A 15,183-nucleotide genomic window follows, 5' to 3' on the forward strand; every position below is an offset into this window, starting at 1 on the left:
CCGACATTGATCGTCATGATGCAGCACCGGACAGGGCACTGCAAGACGTCTATCGAACAACGAAAATAAACGACTATGAGGCCGCAAGAAATGGACGGTCGTCGAGTTGAGGTGTCGCGCGTCGCCTACCCCGACCAGCTCATGCCCGGCGTAGGCTGATCCGCGTGGATCAAGAAGACCGGATTGCCCTCTTCCTCGATTACGAGAACCTCGCGTTGGGCGCGCGCGACCATCGCGGCGGCGCGGCCTTCGACTTCCGGCCCATCGCCGACGCGCTGGCCGAACGAGGTCGGGTGGTGGTCCGCCGGGCGTACGCCGACTGGTCCTACTTCGACGAGGACCGCCGGATGCTCACCCGGTCCCACGTCGAGCTGATCGAGATCCCGCAGCGGATGGGCGCGTCCCGTAAGAACGCCGCGGACATCAAGATGGCCGTCGACGCGATCGAGTTGGCGTTCGAGCGCGACTACATCTCCACCTTCGTGATCTGTAGTGGTGACAGCGACTTCACTCCGCTAGTGCACAAGCTGCGCGAGCTGAACAAGCGGGTCATCGGCGTCGGGGTCGAGGGGTCCACCTCGGGGCTGCTTCCCCCGGCGTGCGACGAGTTCCTGTACTACGACCGGCTGGAGGGCGTGGACATCCCGCCGGCCCGTGGTCGGCGCGCTCGTCCCGCCACCCGGCAGGCCGGCGCGGAGCAACGCCCACCCGAGCCGGAGCGGGAGCACGAGCCGGAGGTTGACCGCCGGCCGGCGGGGGAGGAGCCCGGCCGCGACGTGGACGCCCTCGCCGTGCTCGTCGCCCAGTCGGTCGCCGGGTTGCAGGGCAGCGCCAACGGTGAGGTCACCGCCTCCCGCCTCAAGCGCACCCTGCTGCGCAAGGACCCCACCTTCAGCGAGTCCGACTACGGCTTCCGTACCTTCGGCGAACTGCTGCGCCACCTCGCCGAGCGCAACGTGATCGAGCTGGCCGAAGGCCCGGCGAAGGGTGACCCCGAGGTCTCGCTGCCCGAGCACGGCGACCGCGAGGTGGCGTTCGGCCTACTCCGGGGCGTCGTGGCGGACCTGGGTAGCGGCGGCAACCCGGTGGCGTTGTCCGGGTTGAAGAACCAGGTACGCCGGGCCCGCCCCGACTTCAGCGAGAAGAAGCTCGGCTACCGCAGCTTCCTGCAGTTCTGCAAGGCCGCCGCCACCGCCGGCGTACTGGATCTGCGCTGGAGCCCCGAAGCCGACGACTACCTCCTGACAACCCAAACCTGACCGCGCTGCCCCCTCTCGTGTCTCCCGCGTGTCTCCCGCGTGTTGATCAAGAGGTTCGCGTCACCGGGAACGGGATTCGTGACGCGAACCTCTTGATCAACAAGGGTTGGGGGTGGGAGTTGCGGGGAGGGTGCAGAGTGGGGCGGGGTTCCTGATTCGCAAGTCAGGAGCGGGAGAACCGCCCGTTATGGTTTCGAACCGTCAACGGTTGGGCTGAAATGCGCCTGGAATGTCGCTCTTGCCCCGGTCCGGGCATACCTGCGCCGTACCCTCGGCGCGGGAATTGCTATACGGTCGGCGAATGAAGGTGGAGGAACACTGGTGGAACGGAGACACGACCCCGCGCGGGCGCCGGGACGTGTACATCCGTACTGACGGGCAGGGTTGGGAGGTCCGCGCCCAGATCGGTGGGGCGTCGGGTCGTGAGCGGGTGCAGCAGTGCCCCAGCCGGGCCTCGGCGGCCATCCTCGCCGACGCCTGGCGCGGCACCCACCCATCCTGGCGCGAGCTGAAGCAGCGCTGATCCGGCACCGGGCCGGGTCGGCAACGCTCCCGGGCTCCAGCCCGGCGCGCCCGCCGACCGGCCCGGCGCTCGGTACGTTGGTCCGCCGAAACCGCTCAGCTCACGCGTCACCGCTTCTGAAGCATGACGGAAGCAGCATCTGCCAGAAGCGCTAACGCCCAATCCAGTTGCGGGCAGATGTCGCGACCTTGGCACTCAAGGCAACCGCCCGCTCGCCACGGCCTCTCCAGAGCCCGAGTCCAGTGCGTATCCAACACCCGTCAGTGTGATAACGGTTCAGCGGGCGATCATCGTCCTTCAGACACGCGGCTTGGTGGTGGGTCTTCAGGGCCGTGGCCTCTGGGTCGCGGAAGACGTGGGATCTCCTTGATCAAGTGATGAGAAGTAGGTCTCGAGGGGCAGATACAGCTGTTTTTCATCACTTGATCAAAGGGCAGCGGCAGACATCCGTGTCTCCGCCCTTAGGTCGGGTACCCGGAGGTCTGCCGGTCGCGCCCGATGGAGGTCCCATGTCGCAGGGTCCCGACGAGGAGAACCCCAGGCTCGACGAGGAGGTCCGGGAGGCCGAGCGGCGGCTCGCCGACCTGGCCACCTCGTCGGACGACGGGCTGACCGACGATGACGCGCTGACCGACGACGACGCCCGGACGCCGGACGAAGCCCTCTCCGAGGAGAGCGCCGGCTAGGGGCCTGCCCGGCGTTCTGCCGGACAGGCCCCGAGGAGCGGGTCAGCGCTTCAGCGTGAAGGTGAAGTCGCCGGAGAGCTTGCCGCTCAACCGGAACGCCGAAACGACCTTCCCCTCCGCTATCAGTCGGTCGACCTCGCCCCGCGACAGACCGCAACCCTCAGCGATCAGTCGGGTCGGCCGGACCGGGATCCGTGCCGCGTTGCGGACCGCGACGTCGATCACGTCGAGGTCCAGGTGATCCGATCCGCCGGTGTCGAAACGCCAGGCGTTGTCCCAGTCCAGGACGAATCGGTTTCGGTGCTGGACGGTCGGATCCCGGAGCAGTTCGGCGGTCAGGCCCGGGTCGTTGGCATGGAGCCGGTCCAGCAGTTCGGGTGGGATGGAGCGCACGGTCATCCGCTCCAGGACGGTGAGCTTCGCCGTCTCCCCGCACACGGTGCAGAGCGCGAGCAGCCAGACGTCGAGGATCTTGTGGTTGGCGTTGACACGGAACTTGCCGCTCGCCCGAAGGCGTTGGGACGCGCACGCGTGGCAACGGCGGCGAATGATCGGTAGGCAGGTGGGCACGACGGCCCAATTTATGAGCACAGAAGTACACCGGTTTTCAGTGAGAAGTCCGCAGCAAAAAGGAGCGCGGCGCAACTGCGCGACGCGCGACAGATCAGCTCTCGGGAGGTCTCACAGGGTGTACAACGGCACGTCCTTGCCTAGACGACCTGGTTGCGCAGCACGCTAACGGCGCACGGTGGCGCCGCTCCACTGGTTTTCGCGTACGCGTCAGGAGCCCGGGTGCCGGGAGGTACCGATCGCTCAGGTGTCCGCCCCGGTCAGGCGGTCGGGACCGGCAGCACCACGCCCTCGGCCGCCGACCGGTGGGCCAGCTCGATCAACTCGACAGTGTGGACGGAGTCCCGTGGGTCCACCGGCATCGGCGCACCGTCGCGCAGCGCAGCCGCCACCTGGGCGTAGAAGCTCTGGTACGCGCCGGGTTCGGTCGGCACCGGCCGCAGGTCACCGTCGACGCCGAGCAGGCCGTAGCGGTCCGACGGGACCTCGCCCCAGCCCGGCTGGTCCGGTCGGCCACCGTCGTGCAGCGCCGCCTCCTGCACGTCCAGCCCGTAGCTGGTGTAGCCGGCCCGGTCGCCCAGCACCCGGAGGCGCGGCCCGAGCTGCGCGGTCACCGCGCCCATCCACAGGTGCGAGTGGACCCCGTTGGCGTGGGTCAACGCCACGAAGGCGTCGTCGTCGACGGCCGCGCCCGCACGGCGACGGTCCACCTCCGCGTAGACCCGGTCGACACTGCCGAACAACTGCACCGCCTGGTCGACGAGGTGGGCGCCGAGGTCGAAGAGGGCACCGCCGGCCTCTTCCGGACCGGCGAGCTCCCGCCAGCCCGGCTTGATCGTCGGACGGAACCGCTCGAACCGGGACTCGAAGCGCAGCACCTGCCCCAACTCGCCCTGCTCGACCAGGCGGCGGACGGTCAGGAAGTCGCCGTCCCAGCGCCGGTTCTGAAAGACCGTCAGCGGCACCCCTCGCTCGGTAGCCTCGTCGATCAGCACGCGGCCCTCAGCGGCGGTAGGGGAGAGCGGCTTGTCGACGACGACCGGCAGGCCGGCGGCGAGCGCCGCGCGTGCCATCGGCACGTGCTGCCGGTTCGGCGTCGCCACCACGACCAGGTCCAGGGCGTCGGGGGTACGCCACAGCTCGTCGGCGTCGTCGACCAGGCGGGCGTCCGGGAAGTGCTGTCGCGCCTGCTCGCGTCGCTGCGGATCGCGGGTCACGATGGCGTCGAGTCGCAGCCCGGGAGTCGCGGCGATCAGCGGCGCGTGGAACACCCGTCCCGCCAGCCCGTACCCCAGCAGACCAACCCGCAGCGCCTTCGTCATGCCGTTCCCCCGTCTCCCTGGTCGGCGCCCTGACCTGGGCGCCGGTACCGCTGAGAAGAATCTACGCCGGGGGCGGTCGGGCCCGATCTCGGCCCGTCAGCTCACCGGGTCGGCGCGCAGGTAGGTGAGGACCGCGAGCACCCGACGGTTGGTGTCGTCGCTGGGGGGCAGGTCGAGCTTCAGCAGGATGTTGCCGACGTGCTTGCCGACCGCTGCCTCGCTGACGTGCAGCCGCCCGGCGATCGACGCGTTGGACCGTCCCTCGGCGAGCAGCGCCAACACCTCGCGTTCCCGGGCGGACAGTGCGGCGAGCGGGTCGCGGGGGCGGTGCAGCAGTTGCCGGACCACGTCCGGGTCGATGGCGGTGCCGCCGCCGGCGACCCGGCGCAGCGTGTCGACGAACTCGGTGACCTCGGCGACCCGGTCCTTGAGCAGGTAGCCGACGCGTTGGCCGTCGCCGCTGTCCAGCAGCGCCGCCGCGTACCCGGTCTGCACGTACTGGCTGAGCACCACGACCGGGAGGTCAGGTCGCTCGGCGCGCAGCGCGACGGCCGCGCGCAGCCCGTCGTCGCGGCGGCCCGGCGGCATCCGGATGTCGGTCAGCACCAGGTCCGGTTGGTGGTCGCGGGCCGCCGCCAGCAGGTCCGGTGCGGAGCCGACGGCCGCGCACACAGTGAAGTCGAAGCGGGTCAGCAGCGCGACCAGACCCTCCCGCAGCAGCACCTCGTCCTCGGCGAGCACCACCCGGGTCACCGACGACATGGCAGCTCCACCCGCACCACCGTAGGCCCGCCGGGCGGGCTGGACAGCAGCAGCCGGCCGTCCACGGCGGCGATCCGGTCGGCGAGCCCGGTCAGGCCGGTGCCCCGGGCCGGGTCGGCGCCGCCGTGACCGTCGTCGGTCACCTCGACGACGAGGTCACCGCCGGCCCGGGTGACGCGTACGTCGGCGTGGGTCGCCCGGGCGTGCCGGGCCACGTTGCCCAGCGCCTCGGAGACCACGAAGTAGGCGGTGGTCTCCACGATCTCCGGCAGCTCGTCGTACAGGTCGGCGTGCACAGCGACGGGGATGGTGGCGGCGTCGGCCAGCTCGCGTACGGCGCCGGCCAGGCCGAGGTCGGTGAGGCTCTGCGGGCGGATGCCGTGCACCAACTGCCGCAGCATCACCATCAGTCCCCGGGCCTGGTCGTGCGCCACGGCGAGTGGTCGGGAGGCGGGGGAGTCCTCGGGCACGTCCAGCCGGGCCAGCCCCAGCTGGAGGGTGAGGCTGGTGAGCCGGGGCTGTGCGCCGTCGTGCAGGTCGCGCTCGATGCGGCGGCGTTCGGCCTCGTACGCGCCGACCAGTCGGGTGCGGGAGCGGGTGACCTCGCGCAGCGCCGCCGCGTCCACCGGGTGGGCCAGCAACCACCGGGCCACGGCTGCCTGGACGGCGGCGAGCAGACCGACGGCGTACCAGAGAACCGGGATCAGCAGCACCCCCACGATCGCGTACGGAATGGCTTCGCCGGTGCTGTCGATCGGCTGCCAGATCACCACCGGCTGGTCGGCGTCGCCGGCCAGCCAGGGGCTGGAGATCATTCCGAGGTCGAGCAGCACCAGCACCAGGAACACCCAGTAGGCGACCGGAGTGAACCCGCCCAGCCAGAACAGGTACGCCACCTCCCGCCAGGTCGCGGCGCTGCGGTAGCGGGCGACCAGGCCCGGCCACGGCGACGAGGCCAGCGGACGACCGTCGACGAGCCCGACGCGCCACCGCTCGACGACGGCCACCGGGAAGCTCACCAGCGGGGCCAACGCCAACAGGATGAGGCTGCCGGTCGCCAGGAACAGCATCAGGGCGATGCTCGGCGGTCGGCCGTGCTGGCGGAGCCCGTTGGCGGCGGCCAGCAGGGGCGCGCCGATGACGAGCAGCCCGACACCGAGGACGCCGGCGATCGGCACTGTGGTCACCAGGTAGGCCAGCGCGCGCCAGGGCCACCCGGAGATCAGCCAGCGGCGGCGGCGTAGCGCCTCGGCCAGGTGCGAAGGGGGTTGCGTGGTCATGCAGCAGACGCTAATCGGGAGCGACCGGGTGCCCCAGCCGTCCAGATCCACTCTTCGGGGTATGCCCAGCACTACCGGGGAACGGGTGTGCGGGGTCCGGAAACGGGAAGAACGCGCCGTCACGCGGCCCGCGTGACCTGTGCTGGCGGCGGCTGGAGAGACATGGGTGCCAGAACCTTCGTGGTGGTCGGCGGGACCAGCGGCCTCGGCCTCGCGGTGGCCCGACTGCTCGTCGACGAGCATCAGGTAGTGGTGTTCGGCGACGTGCCGGCCGAGGTCGCCGCCGCGACCGACGAGCTGGGTTGCGACGGCGCCGTCTGCGACATCTCCTCCTACGAGCAGGTCCGCGACGGGTTCGCCGAGGTGGTCGAGCGCTACGGCACTATCGACGGGGTGGCGGCCTGCGCCTCCATGTGGGCGGGCGGCGACCTGGGGGACCTGTCGGTGGAACACATCCGCCGGGCCGTGGAGATCAACGTTCTGGGCATCACCTACCTGCTGCGGGAGGCGGTGCGGCACCTGCACCGACAGGGCCACGGCAACGTCGTCTACATCGGCGCGCTGGCGCTGGCGGCCCCCCGGCCCGGCATCCCCGTCTACCGGGCCACCAAGAGCTACGGCAACAGCCTCGTCGACTCGCTGGCCGAGGCCCAGCACAGCAACCGGGTCAAGGTGATGCAGCTGCATCCCGGGCCGATGCCGACGCGGCTACAGGAACGGGTGGGCGCCGAGTTCCTGGACGAGGTGTACGCCATGCCCGAACAGGTCGCCACCGAGGTCGTCCGGTTGCTGCTGCTCGAACCCGACGACCTCTACGTCTCAGGTGAGCGCGTGCTGCGCGCGGACGGGCGGTGGTGACGGCCGCAGCCGGACCCGCCGACCGTCCGGCCTCGGCCTGGGCGCCGCTGCGTACGGCGGTCTACCGCAACCTGTGGCTGGCCCTGCTCGCCGCCAACATCGGCACCTGGATGCAGACCGTCGGCGCGCAGTGGCTGCTGATCAACCACTCCAACGCCTCCACCCTTGTCGCGTTGGTGCAGACCGCCAGTCTGCTGCCGGTGCTGCTGCTGGCGTTGCCCGCCGGGGTGCTGGCCGACAGCTTCGACCGCCGGCACCTGCTGATCGCCGTGCAGCTGTTCCTGGTGGCGGTGGCGGTGGCGTTGACGCTGCTCACCCTCGCCGGCCGAATGCCGCCGGCGCTGCTGCTCACGCTCACCTTCGCGTTCGGGGTCGGGCAGGCGCTGACCCTGCCCGCCTGGGCGGCGGTGATCCCGGAGCTGGTGCCGCAGGACCAACTGCGGTCGGCGTCCGCGCTCGGTTCGATAAGCGTGAACGTGGCCAGGGCGGTCGGGCCCGCGGTGGCCGGCGTGCTGATCGCCCGTACCGGCGTCGCCCCGGTCTTCGGCATCAACGCGGTCGCCTTCGGGATCTTCGCGTACGCGCTGTGGCGCTGGCGGCCCGGTAACGCCCGCGCGGTCGAGGTGCCCGAGCGGTTCGCCGCCGCGTTGCGCGCCGGCAGCCGCTACGTACGCCACTCGCCGACCGTCCGCCGGCTGTTGCGCCGTGCGCTGGTCTTCGTGGTCCCGGCCAGCGCGCTGTGGGCGTTGCTGCCGTTGGTGGCGAGTCGGCGGCTGGGGTTGGGCTCCGGCGGGTACGGGGTCCTGTTGGCAGCCCTCGGCGTGGGCGCCATCGCGGGGGGCGTGCTGCTGGCCGTGATCCGTACCCGGCTGTCGGCCAACCAGCTCCTGCTGATCGCCGGGGCGCTGTTCACAGTGGCGTTGACAGTGGTCGGCACCGTGCGGGTTGTGCCGCTGGTGCTGCTGGCCCTGCTGCCCGCCGGGATGGCCTGGGTGACGGTGCTGGCCAACGTCAACGCCGAGATGCAGCTCTTCCTGCCCAGCTGGGTACGGGCCCGGGGCCTCGCCGTCTACCAGGTGTGCTTCGCCGGTGGGCAGGCCGTCGGCGCGCTGCTGTGGGGGTTGGTGGCCGACATGGCCGGGCTGGTCCTCGCGTATCTGGCGGCGGCGGCGCTGATGCTTGTCGGCACCCTGACGAGTCGGATCTGGCCGTTGCCGGACCTGCGGTCGGTGGACCGCGAACCGGCGGCCTACTGGCCGCAACTGCACCTGGCGCACGAGCCGGACCCGGCTGTGGGGCCGGTGCTGGTGACCGTGCAGTACACCGTCCGGCCGGAGCGGACCCAACGGTTCCTGGCGGCGATGGACCTGGTGCGTGGCGCGCGGCAGCGGACCGGCGCGATGCGCTGGGGGCTGTTCCGCCCGGCCGAGACGATGGACCGGTTCGTCGAGGTGTATCTGGTGCCGTCCTGGGACGAGCACCTGCGTCAGCACGGTGGCCGGTTGACCGGTGAGGACCGCGCGGCCGAGCGACGGGCCCGGGAGCTGACCGACGGGGAACCCGAGGTCCGACACCTGGTGCCCGCCGCCGCCGGTCCGACGCTCTCCGACGACCGCGAGGCGCTCTGACGCACGCCGTGGCGCGACCGCGCGGACCACCCGGGAGCAGACCGGCGCGGTCGTACGGCGTACGGCCGCGTTGTTAGGATGGCCGAACCATGGCGAGTGAGCGCAAGGCGACCGCGGACCCGGCCCGCAGCCTGGCCCTTCTCTGGCGCACCCGGGAGCCGACCAGCCGCAGCGCCGGTCCGGCGCTCAGCGTCGACCGGATCGTCCGGGTCGCGATCGACATCGCCGACGCCGAGGGGCTCGACGCGCTGACCATGCGCCGGGTCGGTGAGGCGTTGGGGGTCGGCACGATGTCGGTCTACACCTACGTGCCGGGCAAGGCCGAACTCGTCGCCGTCATGATCGACACCGCGTACGGCGAGATGCCGCGCCCTGCCGTCGACGGCGACTGGCGGACCAGGCTGGAACGGATCGCCCGCGACAATCTGGCGCTCTACCAGCGGCATCCCTGGATGCTGCGGGCCGAGACGACGCGACCGGTGCTCGGCCCGCACCTGATGGCCAAGTACGACTACGAGCTCGGCGCGATCGTCGACATCGGGCTCACCGACGTCGAGGTCGACGCGGTGCTCACCCTTGTGCTGGGTCACGTGAAGAGCGCCGCCCGGGCCGCGTCCGAGGTGGTCGACCTGGAGCGCGAGACCGGCATGACCGACGGTCAGTGGTGGCAGTCGCACGCGCCCTGGCTGGAGACCTTCCTGAAGCCGGGCGCCTACCCGATCGCCTCTCGGGTCGGCACCGCGGCCGGCGAGCAGCACGGCGCCGCGTACGGCCCGGAGTACGCGTTCGAGTTCGGACTGCAACGTGTTCTCGACGGGATCTCGGTGGTGGTAGCCGAGCGGGCGGCCGACCGCTAGCCGGCCCGCTCCGGGGAGGGCGACGCTAGCGCGGTGCCGCCCGTCGAGCCAGCCGGGCCAGCGAGCGCGCCGACGGGCTGCCCGGCTCGGCGTGATAGACCACCAGCGACTGGTTGGTGCCGCTGATCGAGAGCTTCTCGTAGCGCAGCGCCAACTCGCCCAACTCCGGGTGCTGGAACACCCGCACCCCGCCGCCCGCACGGGCCGTGACGTCGTGCCGGGCCCACAACCGCCGAAACCGCTCGCTGCCGGCCGTCAACTCCTCCACCAGTTCGACGAGGCGGGGATCGTCCACGTCGGGGCCGACCTGTGCGCGCAGGCCGGCCACCGCGTTGGCCGCGACCGCCGTCAGAGCCGGGTAGAGCGCCGCCACGCTCGGGTCGAGGAAGACCGCGCGCAGCAGGTTCACCCCGGCGGTGAAGATCGGCGCCAGCGCGGTCGCGGCGGGGTTGGCGAACAGCACGTCCAGGTGTCGACCGTGCACGAAGGCGGGCGTCTCCGCCCACGAGCCGACCAACTGCCGGATGCCCACCGGCACCCGCTCCGAGGGGCGCGCCACCCGGCGCGGAGGCACCGGCCGGGCCAGGCCGTGCAGGTGTGCCGCGGCGTCCGCGTCCAGCCTCAACGCGCGGGCCAGCGCCTCGACCACCTGCGTCGACGGGTGCCGGTCACGCCCCTGCTCCAACCGCAGGTAGTAGTCGGCGCTGATGCCGGCGAGCAGGGCCGCCTCCTCGCGGCGCAGGCCGGGCACCCGCCGACGGCCGTGCGCGGGCAGGCCGACGTCGCCCGGCCCGATCAGCTCGCGCCGGGCACGCAGGTATTCGCCCAGCGGGCCGGCCGTGCTCACCCGCCCATCGTAGGAGCCGCCACCGACCGCCCAGCCTGGTCCTGCCACTACCAGGAAAAACAGGGAACCGGCTAGCGCCTGCCACCGGGGTGACAGTGTCGGAGTAAGCGTGATCGAGAGACGGGACAGCAATGGCAGAGCGCATCACGACCCCCTTCGGTTTCGCCTCGACCGCCGACGAGGTCATCGCCGGGGTGGACCTGAGCGGCAAGCGGGCCATCATCACCGGCGGCGCCGCCGGCATCGGCATCGAGACGGCCCGTTCGCTCGCCGCCGCCGGCGCCGAGGTCGTGCTCGGGGTCCGCCGGGTCGCGGCGGGTGAGCAGGCCGCCGCCGACATCGCGGCCGGCATCGGCGCGCAGCGGGTCACCGTCCGCGAGCTGGACCTCGCCGACCAGACGTCGGTACGCCAGTTCGTCGCCGGCTGGGACCAGCCGCTGCACATCCTTGTCAACAACGCGGGGATCATGGCGCTGCCCGAGTTGGAGCGCACCGCCGAGGGCTGGGAGATGCAGTTCGCCACCAACTTCATGGGGCACTTCGCGTTGACCGTCGGCCTGCACGACGCCCTCGCCGCGGCCGGCGGCGCCCGGGTGGTGTCGGTCAGCTCCAGCGGCAACCTCTTCTCCCCGGTCATCTTCGACGACCTGCACTTCGCGTTCCGGCCCTACGACCCGCTGCTGGCCTACGGGCAGTCCAAGAGCGCCGAGGCCCTGCTCGCCGTGGAAGCCACCCGCCGCTGGGCCGACCAGGGGATCTACTCCAACGCGCTGAACCCGGGCGCGATCGCCACCGGGTTGCAGAAGCACACCGGCGGGCTCAAGTCGCCGAAGGAAATGCACAAGACCCCGCAACAGGGCGCCGCGACCTCGGTGCTGCTCGCGGCATCCCCGTTGCTCGACGGCGTCGGCGGTCGCTACTTCGAGGACTGCGCCGAGGCCCCGGTCGTCACCGAGCGGCCCGCCGACTACAGCGGCGTGGCCGCGTATGCGGTCGACCCGGGCAACGCCGAGCGGCTCTGGACCGTGGCGTCCGACCTGATCTCCTAGCGCGGCGTCACCGCTGGCCGCTGACAACGGCGGCCCGGGCTCGGCGGAACCGACCCGGGCCCGGCAGTCCGGGTGGTACGACTGGGGCGGCGGTGGCAGCCGCGGGCCGGGGAAGGATGGCGATGGCGGGCAGGCTTCCGGGACGGCTGCTGCTTCGGCGGGAGAACCCGGGGAAGGCGTCGTTCCTGGAACTCTTCTTCGACCTGGCGTTCATCTTCGCGCTGACCCGGTTGTCCCGGGCGCTGCTCGACGACCCCAGCCTCAACGGCGGTTTCGAGGTGCTGCTGATGTTGGCGGCGCTCTGGTGGGTGTGGTTCGTGACCGCCTGGTCGGCGGACTGGTTCGAGCCCCGGGCTCCGCTGATCGTCACCCTGCTGCTCTGGACGATGTTCGGCGGCCTGCTGATGGCCGCGGCCGTACCCACCGTGTTCGACCGGCACGCCATGGTGTTCGCCGTCGCCTACGTGGCCATCCACCTGGGTCGGGCGGCCATCCTGATCCCCGCCCTGCGGGGGCACCCGCTACAGGTGCGCAGCCTGCGGGTGGCGGTCTGGTTCGCGATCTCCGGCGTGCTCTGGGTGGTCGGGGCGGCCGTCGCCCCGGCCCGGGAGGCGCTCTGGGCGGTCGCACTCGTGCTGGAGTACTCCCTGGCCCGGCTGCGCTGGCCGTTCCCGCGGCTCGGGCGCAGCACCTGGCCCGAACTCCAGGTGAACGGCAGACACCTCTCCGAGCGGTACCAACAGATCTTCATCATCGCCCTGGGTGAGCTGATCCTGATCGCCGGCATCACCTACAGCGGGTCCGGGCTGGACCGGGACAGCACGGTGGCCTTCGCCCTGGCGTTCGTGACCGCGGTGGCCCTCGCCCGGCTCTATCTGGTGCCCGCCGGCGGGCGGCTGGGCGCCAGAATCGAGGCGGAGGGCCCGCCCGGCAGCAAGTTGACGCTGATGGCGGGCTACCTGCACCTCGTCATGATCGCCGGTGTGCTGGCCACCTCGGTGGCCATGGAGATGACGATCGACCATCCGGGAGAACGCGAAACGGGGCAGACGACCGTGGGCGTCATCGGCCCCGCGTTGTTCCTGACCGCCCGGATCCTGCTCGCGGCGGTGGTCGACGGCAGTTGGCCCTGGGCGCGTCTGGTCGGTGTGCCGGCCATCATCGTGGGCGGGCTGGCCACCGTGCGGTCTCCGCAACTGGTCAACAGCGCAGTCGTCGCCGGGGTGCTAGTGCTGATCGTCCTGTTCGACGCGATGCCGGGACTGCGGCGGTTCATCCGCCACTCCGGGAAGAGCGACCCAGTCAACCAGCGGCGACCCGGATAGCTCCGCCGATGCCTGAGGGAAGACCGCAGCACAGCGACCAACCGCGACGACACGACGTGGTGGAGTTGCGGGTGCACGGCGTGTCCGGGGCGGACCCGACGGTCATCCTCGACCAGCCGCAGGTCCGGCAGGTCGCCGGCGACGGCAGCGGGGGCTTCCACCGCGCCACCCGTTCGGACGGCGTCGCCCCGGACGAGGTGACCCTGGAGGCGTACCGCTGGGGAGACCTGCCCTCGGGCACCGTCGGCCGTACCCTGGCCATGGTCTTCCTGCTGCCGTTCATGCTCAGCAACGTGGCCGTGTGGATGCGCCCCACCGGCCGCCGCCGCGCCGCCGCGGTCAGCGTGCTGTGTCGGCTCCTCGCGCTCAACCTCACAGTGCTGTACGTGGTGTCCATCGCCGGAGTCGCCCTCGACCTGCTCGCCTGGCAGTGTCTCGGCGCGGCCCGCTGCCGCCCGCCCTTCGACACCATGTCCGGGCTCGACGGCCGGCACGTCGGGCAGCGCCTGGCCGTGCTGGCGTTCCTGCCGATCGCCGCCATAGCGGTCCTGCGCCTCCTCGGCACCCGTCGGTCCGGCCCGGCCGACAACCCACTGTGGGCCGTGGAGCCCCTGGTGCACCGGCTGCGCGCGATCCACGTGGCCGCCGCCCTCGCCGTACTCGATGTCGTGCTGCTCACGGCCCGTCGCGCCGGCGGCGCGACGTTCTCCACGACGCTGCTGCTGGCGCTCAGCGTGGCGGTGTTGCTGACCTGCGTCGGTCTGCTCGCCGCTCCGGGACTGATCGACCGGGCGGCGACCGCGCTAACGGCCACCTGGACCGCCCGCACGGCGGGCGTCGTGGCGGCCGTCCTGAGCGTGGCGACCCTCGCCACCGTGGCGAGCGACCGGCGCGACTGGTCGTCGGCGACGGGGCTTCCCGGCTACGGCGGGCTCGCGGGTGTGGCGCTGTTCGGCCAGATGACGTTGCTGGTGTTGCTCAGCGCGGTGGTGCTGTGGCAGCGCGGTCGGGTGGGCGGCCGGTCCGCGCTGCCGGGTGGCCTGGGTGCGGCGGTCCTCGCCGCCCTCGCGGTCGGCCTGACCGGCGCGCTCTCCGCCGGCCTCGTCTACCAGACGGGGGAGCTGCTCGGTGGCTACCGCGGTGACGATGGGCCACCGTCGCCGTACCGCTGGACGCTGCTGGCCTTCTTCATGCACGTGGTCGCGGCGGTGCTGCTGTGTGGCGCGTTGTCAGTGGTGTCGCTGCGGCGCCGGCGGCGTGCGGCGGCGGCGATCACCACCAGTGACTTCCCGGTCGTGCCGCCGGAGGCGGTCGGCCGGCTGCGGCTGGCGACGAAGGCCGTCGCCCGGGCGCGGTTCACCGAGTGGTTGGGTCTGCTGGCCGCCACGTACGCGGCGCTCGCGGTGGTCGGACTGGCCACGAGTCTGGTGGGGCGTACCGGGCGCGAACCGGAGGAGTTGACCCGGCAACTGCTCGGGCTGCCGGCCGACGCCGTCCAGATGGGGCTCAGCGGGGGCAGCTACCTTCTCGCCGCGCTGCTGCTCACGCTCTTGACCGGCGGCGTGTTCGCCTATCGGACCGCGTGGTTCCGCCGGCACGTCGGCATCCTGTGGGACCTGGGCACCTTCTGGCCCCGGGCCGCGCACCCGTTCGCACCACCGAGCTACGCCGACCGCGCGGTGCCGGAACTGGCCGACCGGATCAGCCAACTGACCGAACGGCACGTCGGGGTGTTGCTCTGCGGGCACAGCCACGGGTCCGCGCTGCTCGCTCTCGCGGTGCTGCGGCTGCCCCCGCGCGTACGTCAACGGGTCGCGCTGCTCACCTACGGGTCACCGCTGGATCGCCTGTACGCCCGGCTCTTTCCGGCCTATCTCAACGAGGAGGTGCTGCGTGAGGTGGGGGAGCGGGTCGAGTGGCGGTGGCTCAACCTCTGGCGGGACACCGACCCAGTCGGCGGCTGGATCTTCGCCGCGCACCGCCCCGGCGATCCGCCCCCGGACCCGGCCGATCCGGCGGGCCAGGTCGACCGGCGGTTGCGGGACCCAGCGAACCTGCTGCCGGCGCCGGGGGAGCGGTCTGCGCCGCCGCTGCGGGGCCACCATCCGGGCGAGACCGACCCCGAGTTCCGGGCGGCGGTGCGCGAACTCGCCGAACGCCTTCGTGGCGCTGGCTGAGCCCGCCGGCCAGGGGCCGGGCGGTGCGGGGACGCCACTG

14 protein-coding genes are annotated in these 15,183 nt (G+C 71.9%); 9 read left to right on the forward strand and 5 right to left on the reverse strand.

The genetic code is table 11. The features are described 5' to 3' along the window. The first annotated feature begins 164 nt into the window (after window positions 1-164). The 3 genes from KBX08_RS14775 to KBX08_RS14785 all read left to right on the forward strand — a co-directional run bounded on the left by KBX08_RS14775 (window position 165) and on the right by KBX08_RS14785 (window position 2,468). On the forward strand, window positions 165-1,259 hold the full coding sequence (locus KBX08_RS14775) for a PIN domain-containing protein (protein WP_210784064.1): 1,095 nt from the start codon (window positions 165-167) through the stop codon (window positions 1,257-1,259). Window positions 1,260-1,560: 301 nt separating this feature from the next. After that, window positions 1,561-1,782, forward strand: a complete 222-nt coding sequence (locus tag KBX08_RS14780) for a hypothetical protein (RefSeq protein ID WP_030335934.1) — start codon at window positions 1,561-1,563, stop codon at window positions 1,780-1,782. Window positions 1,783-2,291: 509 nt separating this feature from the next. Next, window positions 2,292-2,468 carry a hypothetical protein gene (locus KBX08_RS14785; protein WP_210784065.1) on the forward strand — a complete coding sequence of 59 codons (177 nt, stop codon included), beginning with the start codon at window positions 2,292-2,294 and terminating at the stop codon, window positions 2,466-2,468. 42 nt (window positions 2,469-2,510) lie between these two features. On the opposite strand, the gene KBX08_RS14790 is transcribed toward KBX08_RS14785, so the two are convergent. The 4 genes from KBX08_RS14790 to KBX08_RS14805 all read right to left on the reverse strand — a co-directional run bounded on the left by KBX08_RS14790 (window position 2,511) and on the right by KBX08_RS14805 (window position 6,402). Next, on the reverse strand, window positions 2,511-3,038 hold the full coding sequence (locus tag KBX08_RS14790) for a DUF1062 domain-containing protein (protein ID WP_238688026.1): 528 nt from the start codon (window positions 3,036-3,038) through the stop codon (window positions 2,511-2,513). A gap of 260 nt (window positions 3,039-3,298) precedes the next feature. Then, a complete protein-coding gene (locus KBX08_RS14795) occupies window positions 3,299-4,360 on the reverse strand; it encodes a Gfo/Idh/MocA family oxidoreductase (RefSeq protein WP_210784067.1) in 1,062 nt (353 codons plus the stop codon). Between the two features lie 96 nt (window positions 4,361-4,456). Continuing rightward, on the reverse strand, window positions 4,457-5,122 hold the full coding sequence (locus tag KBX08_RS14800) for a response regulator transcription factor (RefSeq protein WP_210784068.1): 666 nt from the start codon (window positions 5,120-5,122) through the stop codon (window positions 4,457-4,459). Continuing rightward, window positions 5,110-6,402, reverse strand: coding sequence for a sensor domain-containing protein (locus KBX08_RS14805; RefSeq protein ID WP_210784069.1), 1,293 nt, complete (start codon window positions 6,400-6,402; stop codon window positions 5,110-5,112). The genes KBX08_RS14800 and KBX08_RS14805 overlap by 13 nt, the downstream gene beginning before the upstream one ends. Window positions 6,403-6,564: 162 nt before the next feature. On the opposite strand from KBX08_RS14805, the gene KBX08_RS14810 reads away from it, so the two are divergent. From KBX08_RS14810 to KBX08_RS14820, 3 genes are all read left to right on the forward strand, one after another. After that, the gene (locus KBX08_RS14810; RefSeq protein WP_210784070.1) at window positions 6,565-7,260 is read left to right on the forward strand and encodes an SDR family oxidoreductase; all 696 of its coding nucleotides are present in this window, start codon (window positions 6,565-6,567) and stop codon (window positions 7,258-7,260) included. After that, window positions 7,254-8,888 (forward strand): MFS transporter, encoded by a 1,635-nt coding sequence (locus KBX08_RS14815; RefSeq protein WP_210784071.1) that lies wholly within the window; start codon window positions 7,254-7,256, stop codon window positions 8,886-8,888. Before KBX08_RS14810 ends, KBX08_RS14815 begins: the two co-directional genes overlap by 7 nt. Before the next feature lie 89 nt (window positions 8,889-8,977). After that, window positions 8,978-9,745 carry a TetR/AcrR family transcriptional regulator gene (locus KBX08_RS14820; protein WP_210784072.1) on the forward strand — a complete coding sequence of 256 codons (768 nt, stop codon included), beginning with the start codon at window positions 8,978-8,980 and terminating at the stop codon, window positions 9,743-9,745. Window positions 9,746-9,770: 25 nt separating this feature from the next. On the opposite strand, the gene KBX08_RS14825 is transcribed toward KBX08_RS14820, so the two are convergent. Then, window positions 9,771-10,592: a helix-turn-helix transcriptional regulator gene (locus KBX08_RS14825; protein WP_210784073.1), complete on the reverse strand. Its 822-nt coding sequence runs from the start codon at window positions 10,590-10,592 to the stop codon at window positions 9,771-9,773. A gap of 131 nt (window positions 10,593-10,723) precedes the next feature. On the opposite strand from KBX08_RS14825, the gene KBX08_RS14830 reads away from it, so the two are divergent. The 3 genes from KBX08_RS14830 (at window position 10,724) to KBX08_RS14840 (ending at window position 15,143) form a co-directional block, all read left to right on the forward strand. Next, window positions 10,724-11,641, forward strand: a complete 918-nt coding sequence (locus tag KBX08_RS14830) for an SDR family NAD(P)-dependent oxidoreductase (protein WP_210784074.1) — start codon at window positions 10,724-10,726, stop codon at window positions 11,639-11,641. A 122-nt stretch (window positions 11,642-11,763) separates the two neighbouring features. After that, entirely contained in the window at window positions 11,764-12,966 is a 1,203-nt protein-coding gene (locus KBX08_RS14835; protein WP_210784075.1) for a low temperature requirement protein A, read from the forward strand. A gap of 8 nt (window positions 12,967-12,974) precedes the next feature. After that, window positions 12,975-15,143 carry a hypothetical protein gene (locus tag KBX08_RS14840; RefSeq protein WP_210784076.1) on the forward strand — a complete coding sequence of 723 codons (2,169 nt, stop codon included), beginning with the start codon at window positions 12,975-12,977 and terminating at the stop codon, window positions 15,141-15,143. The last annotated feature ends 40 nt before the right edge of the window (window positions 15,144-15,183 follow it).

Source organism: Micromonospora sp. H61 (assembly GCF_018070325.1).
Classification (GTDB): Bacteria; Actinomycetota; Actinomycetes; order Mycobacteriales; family Micromonosporaceae; genus Micromonospora; species Micromonospora salmantinae.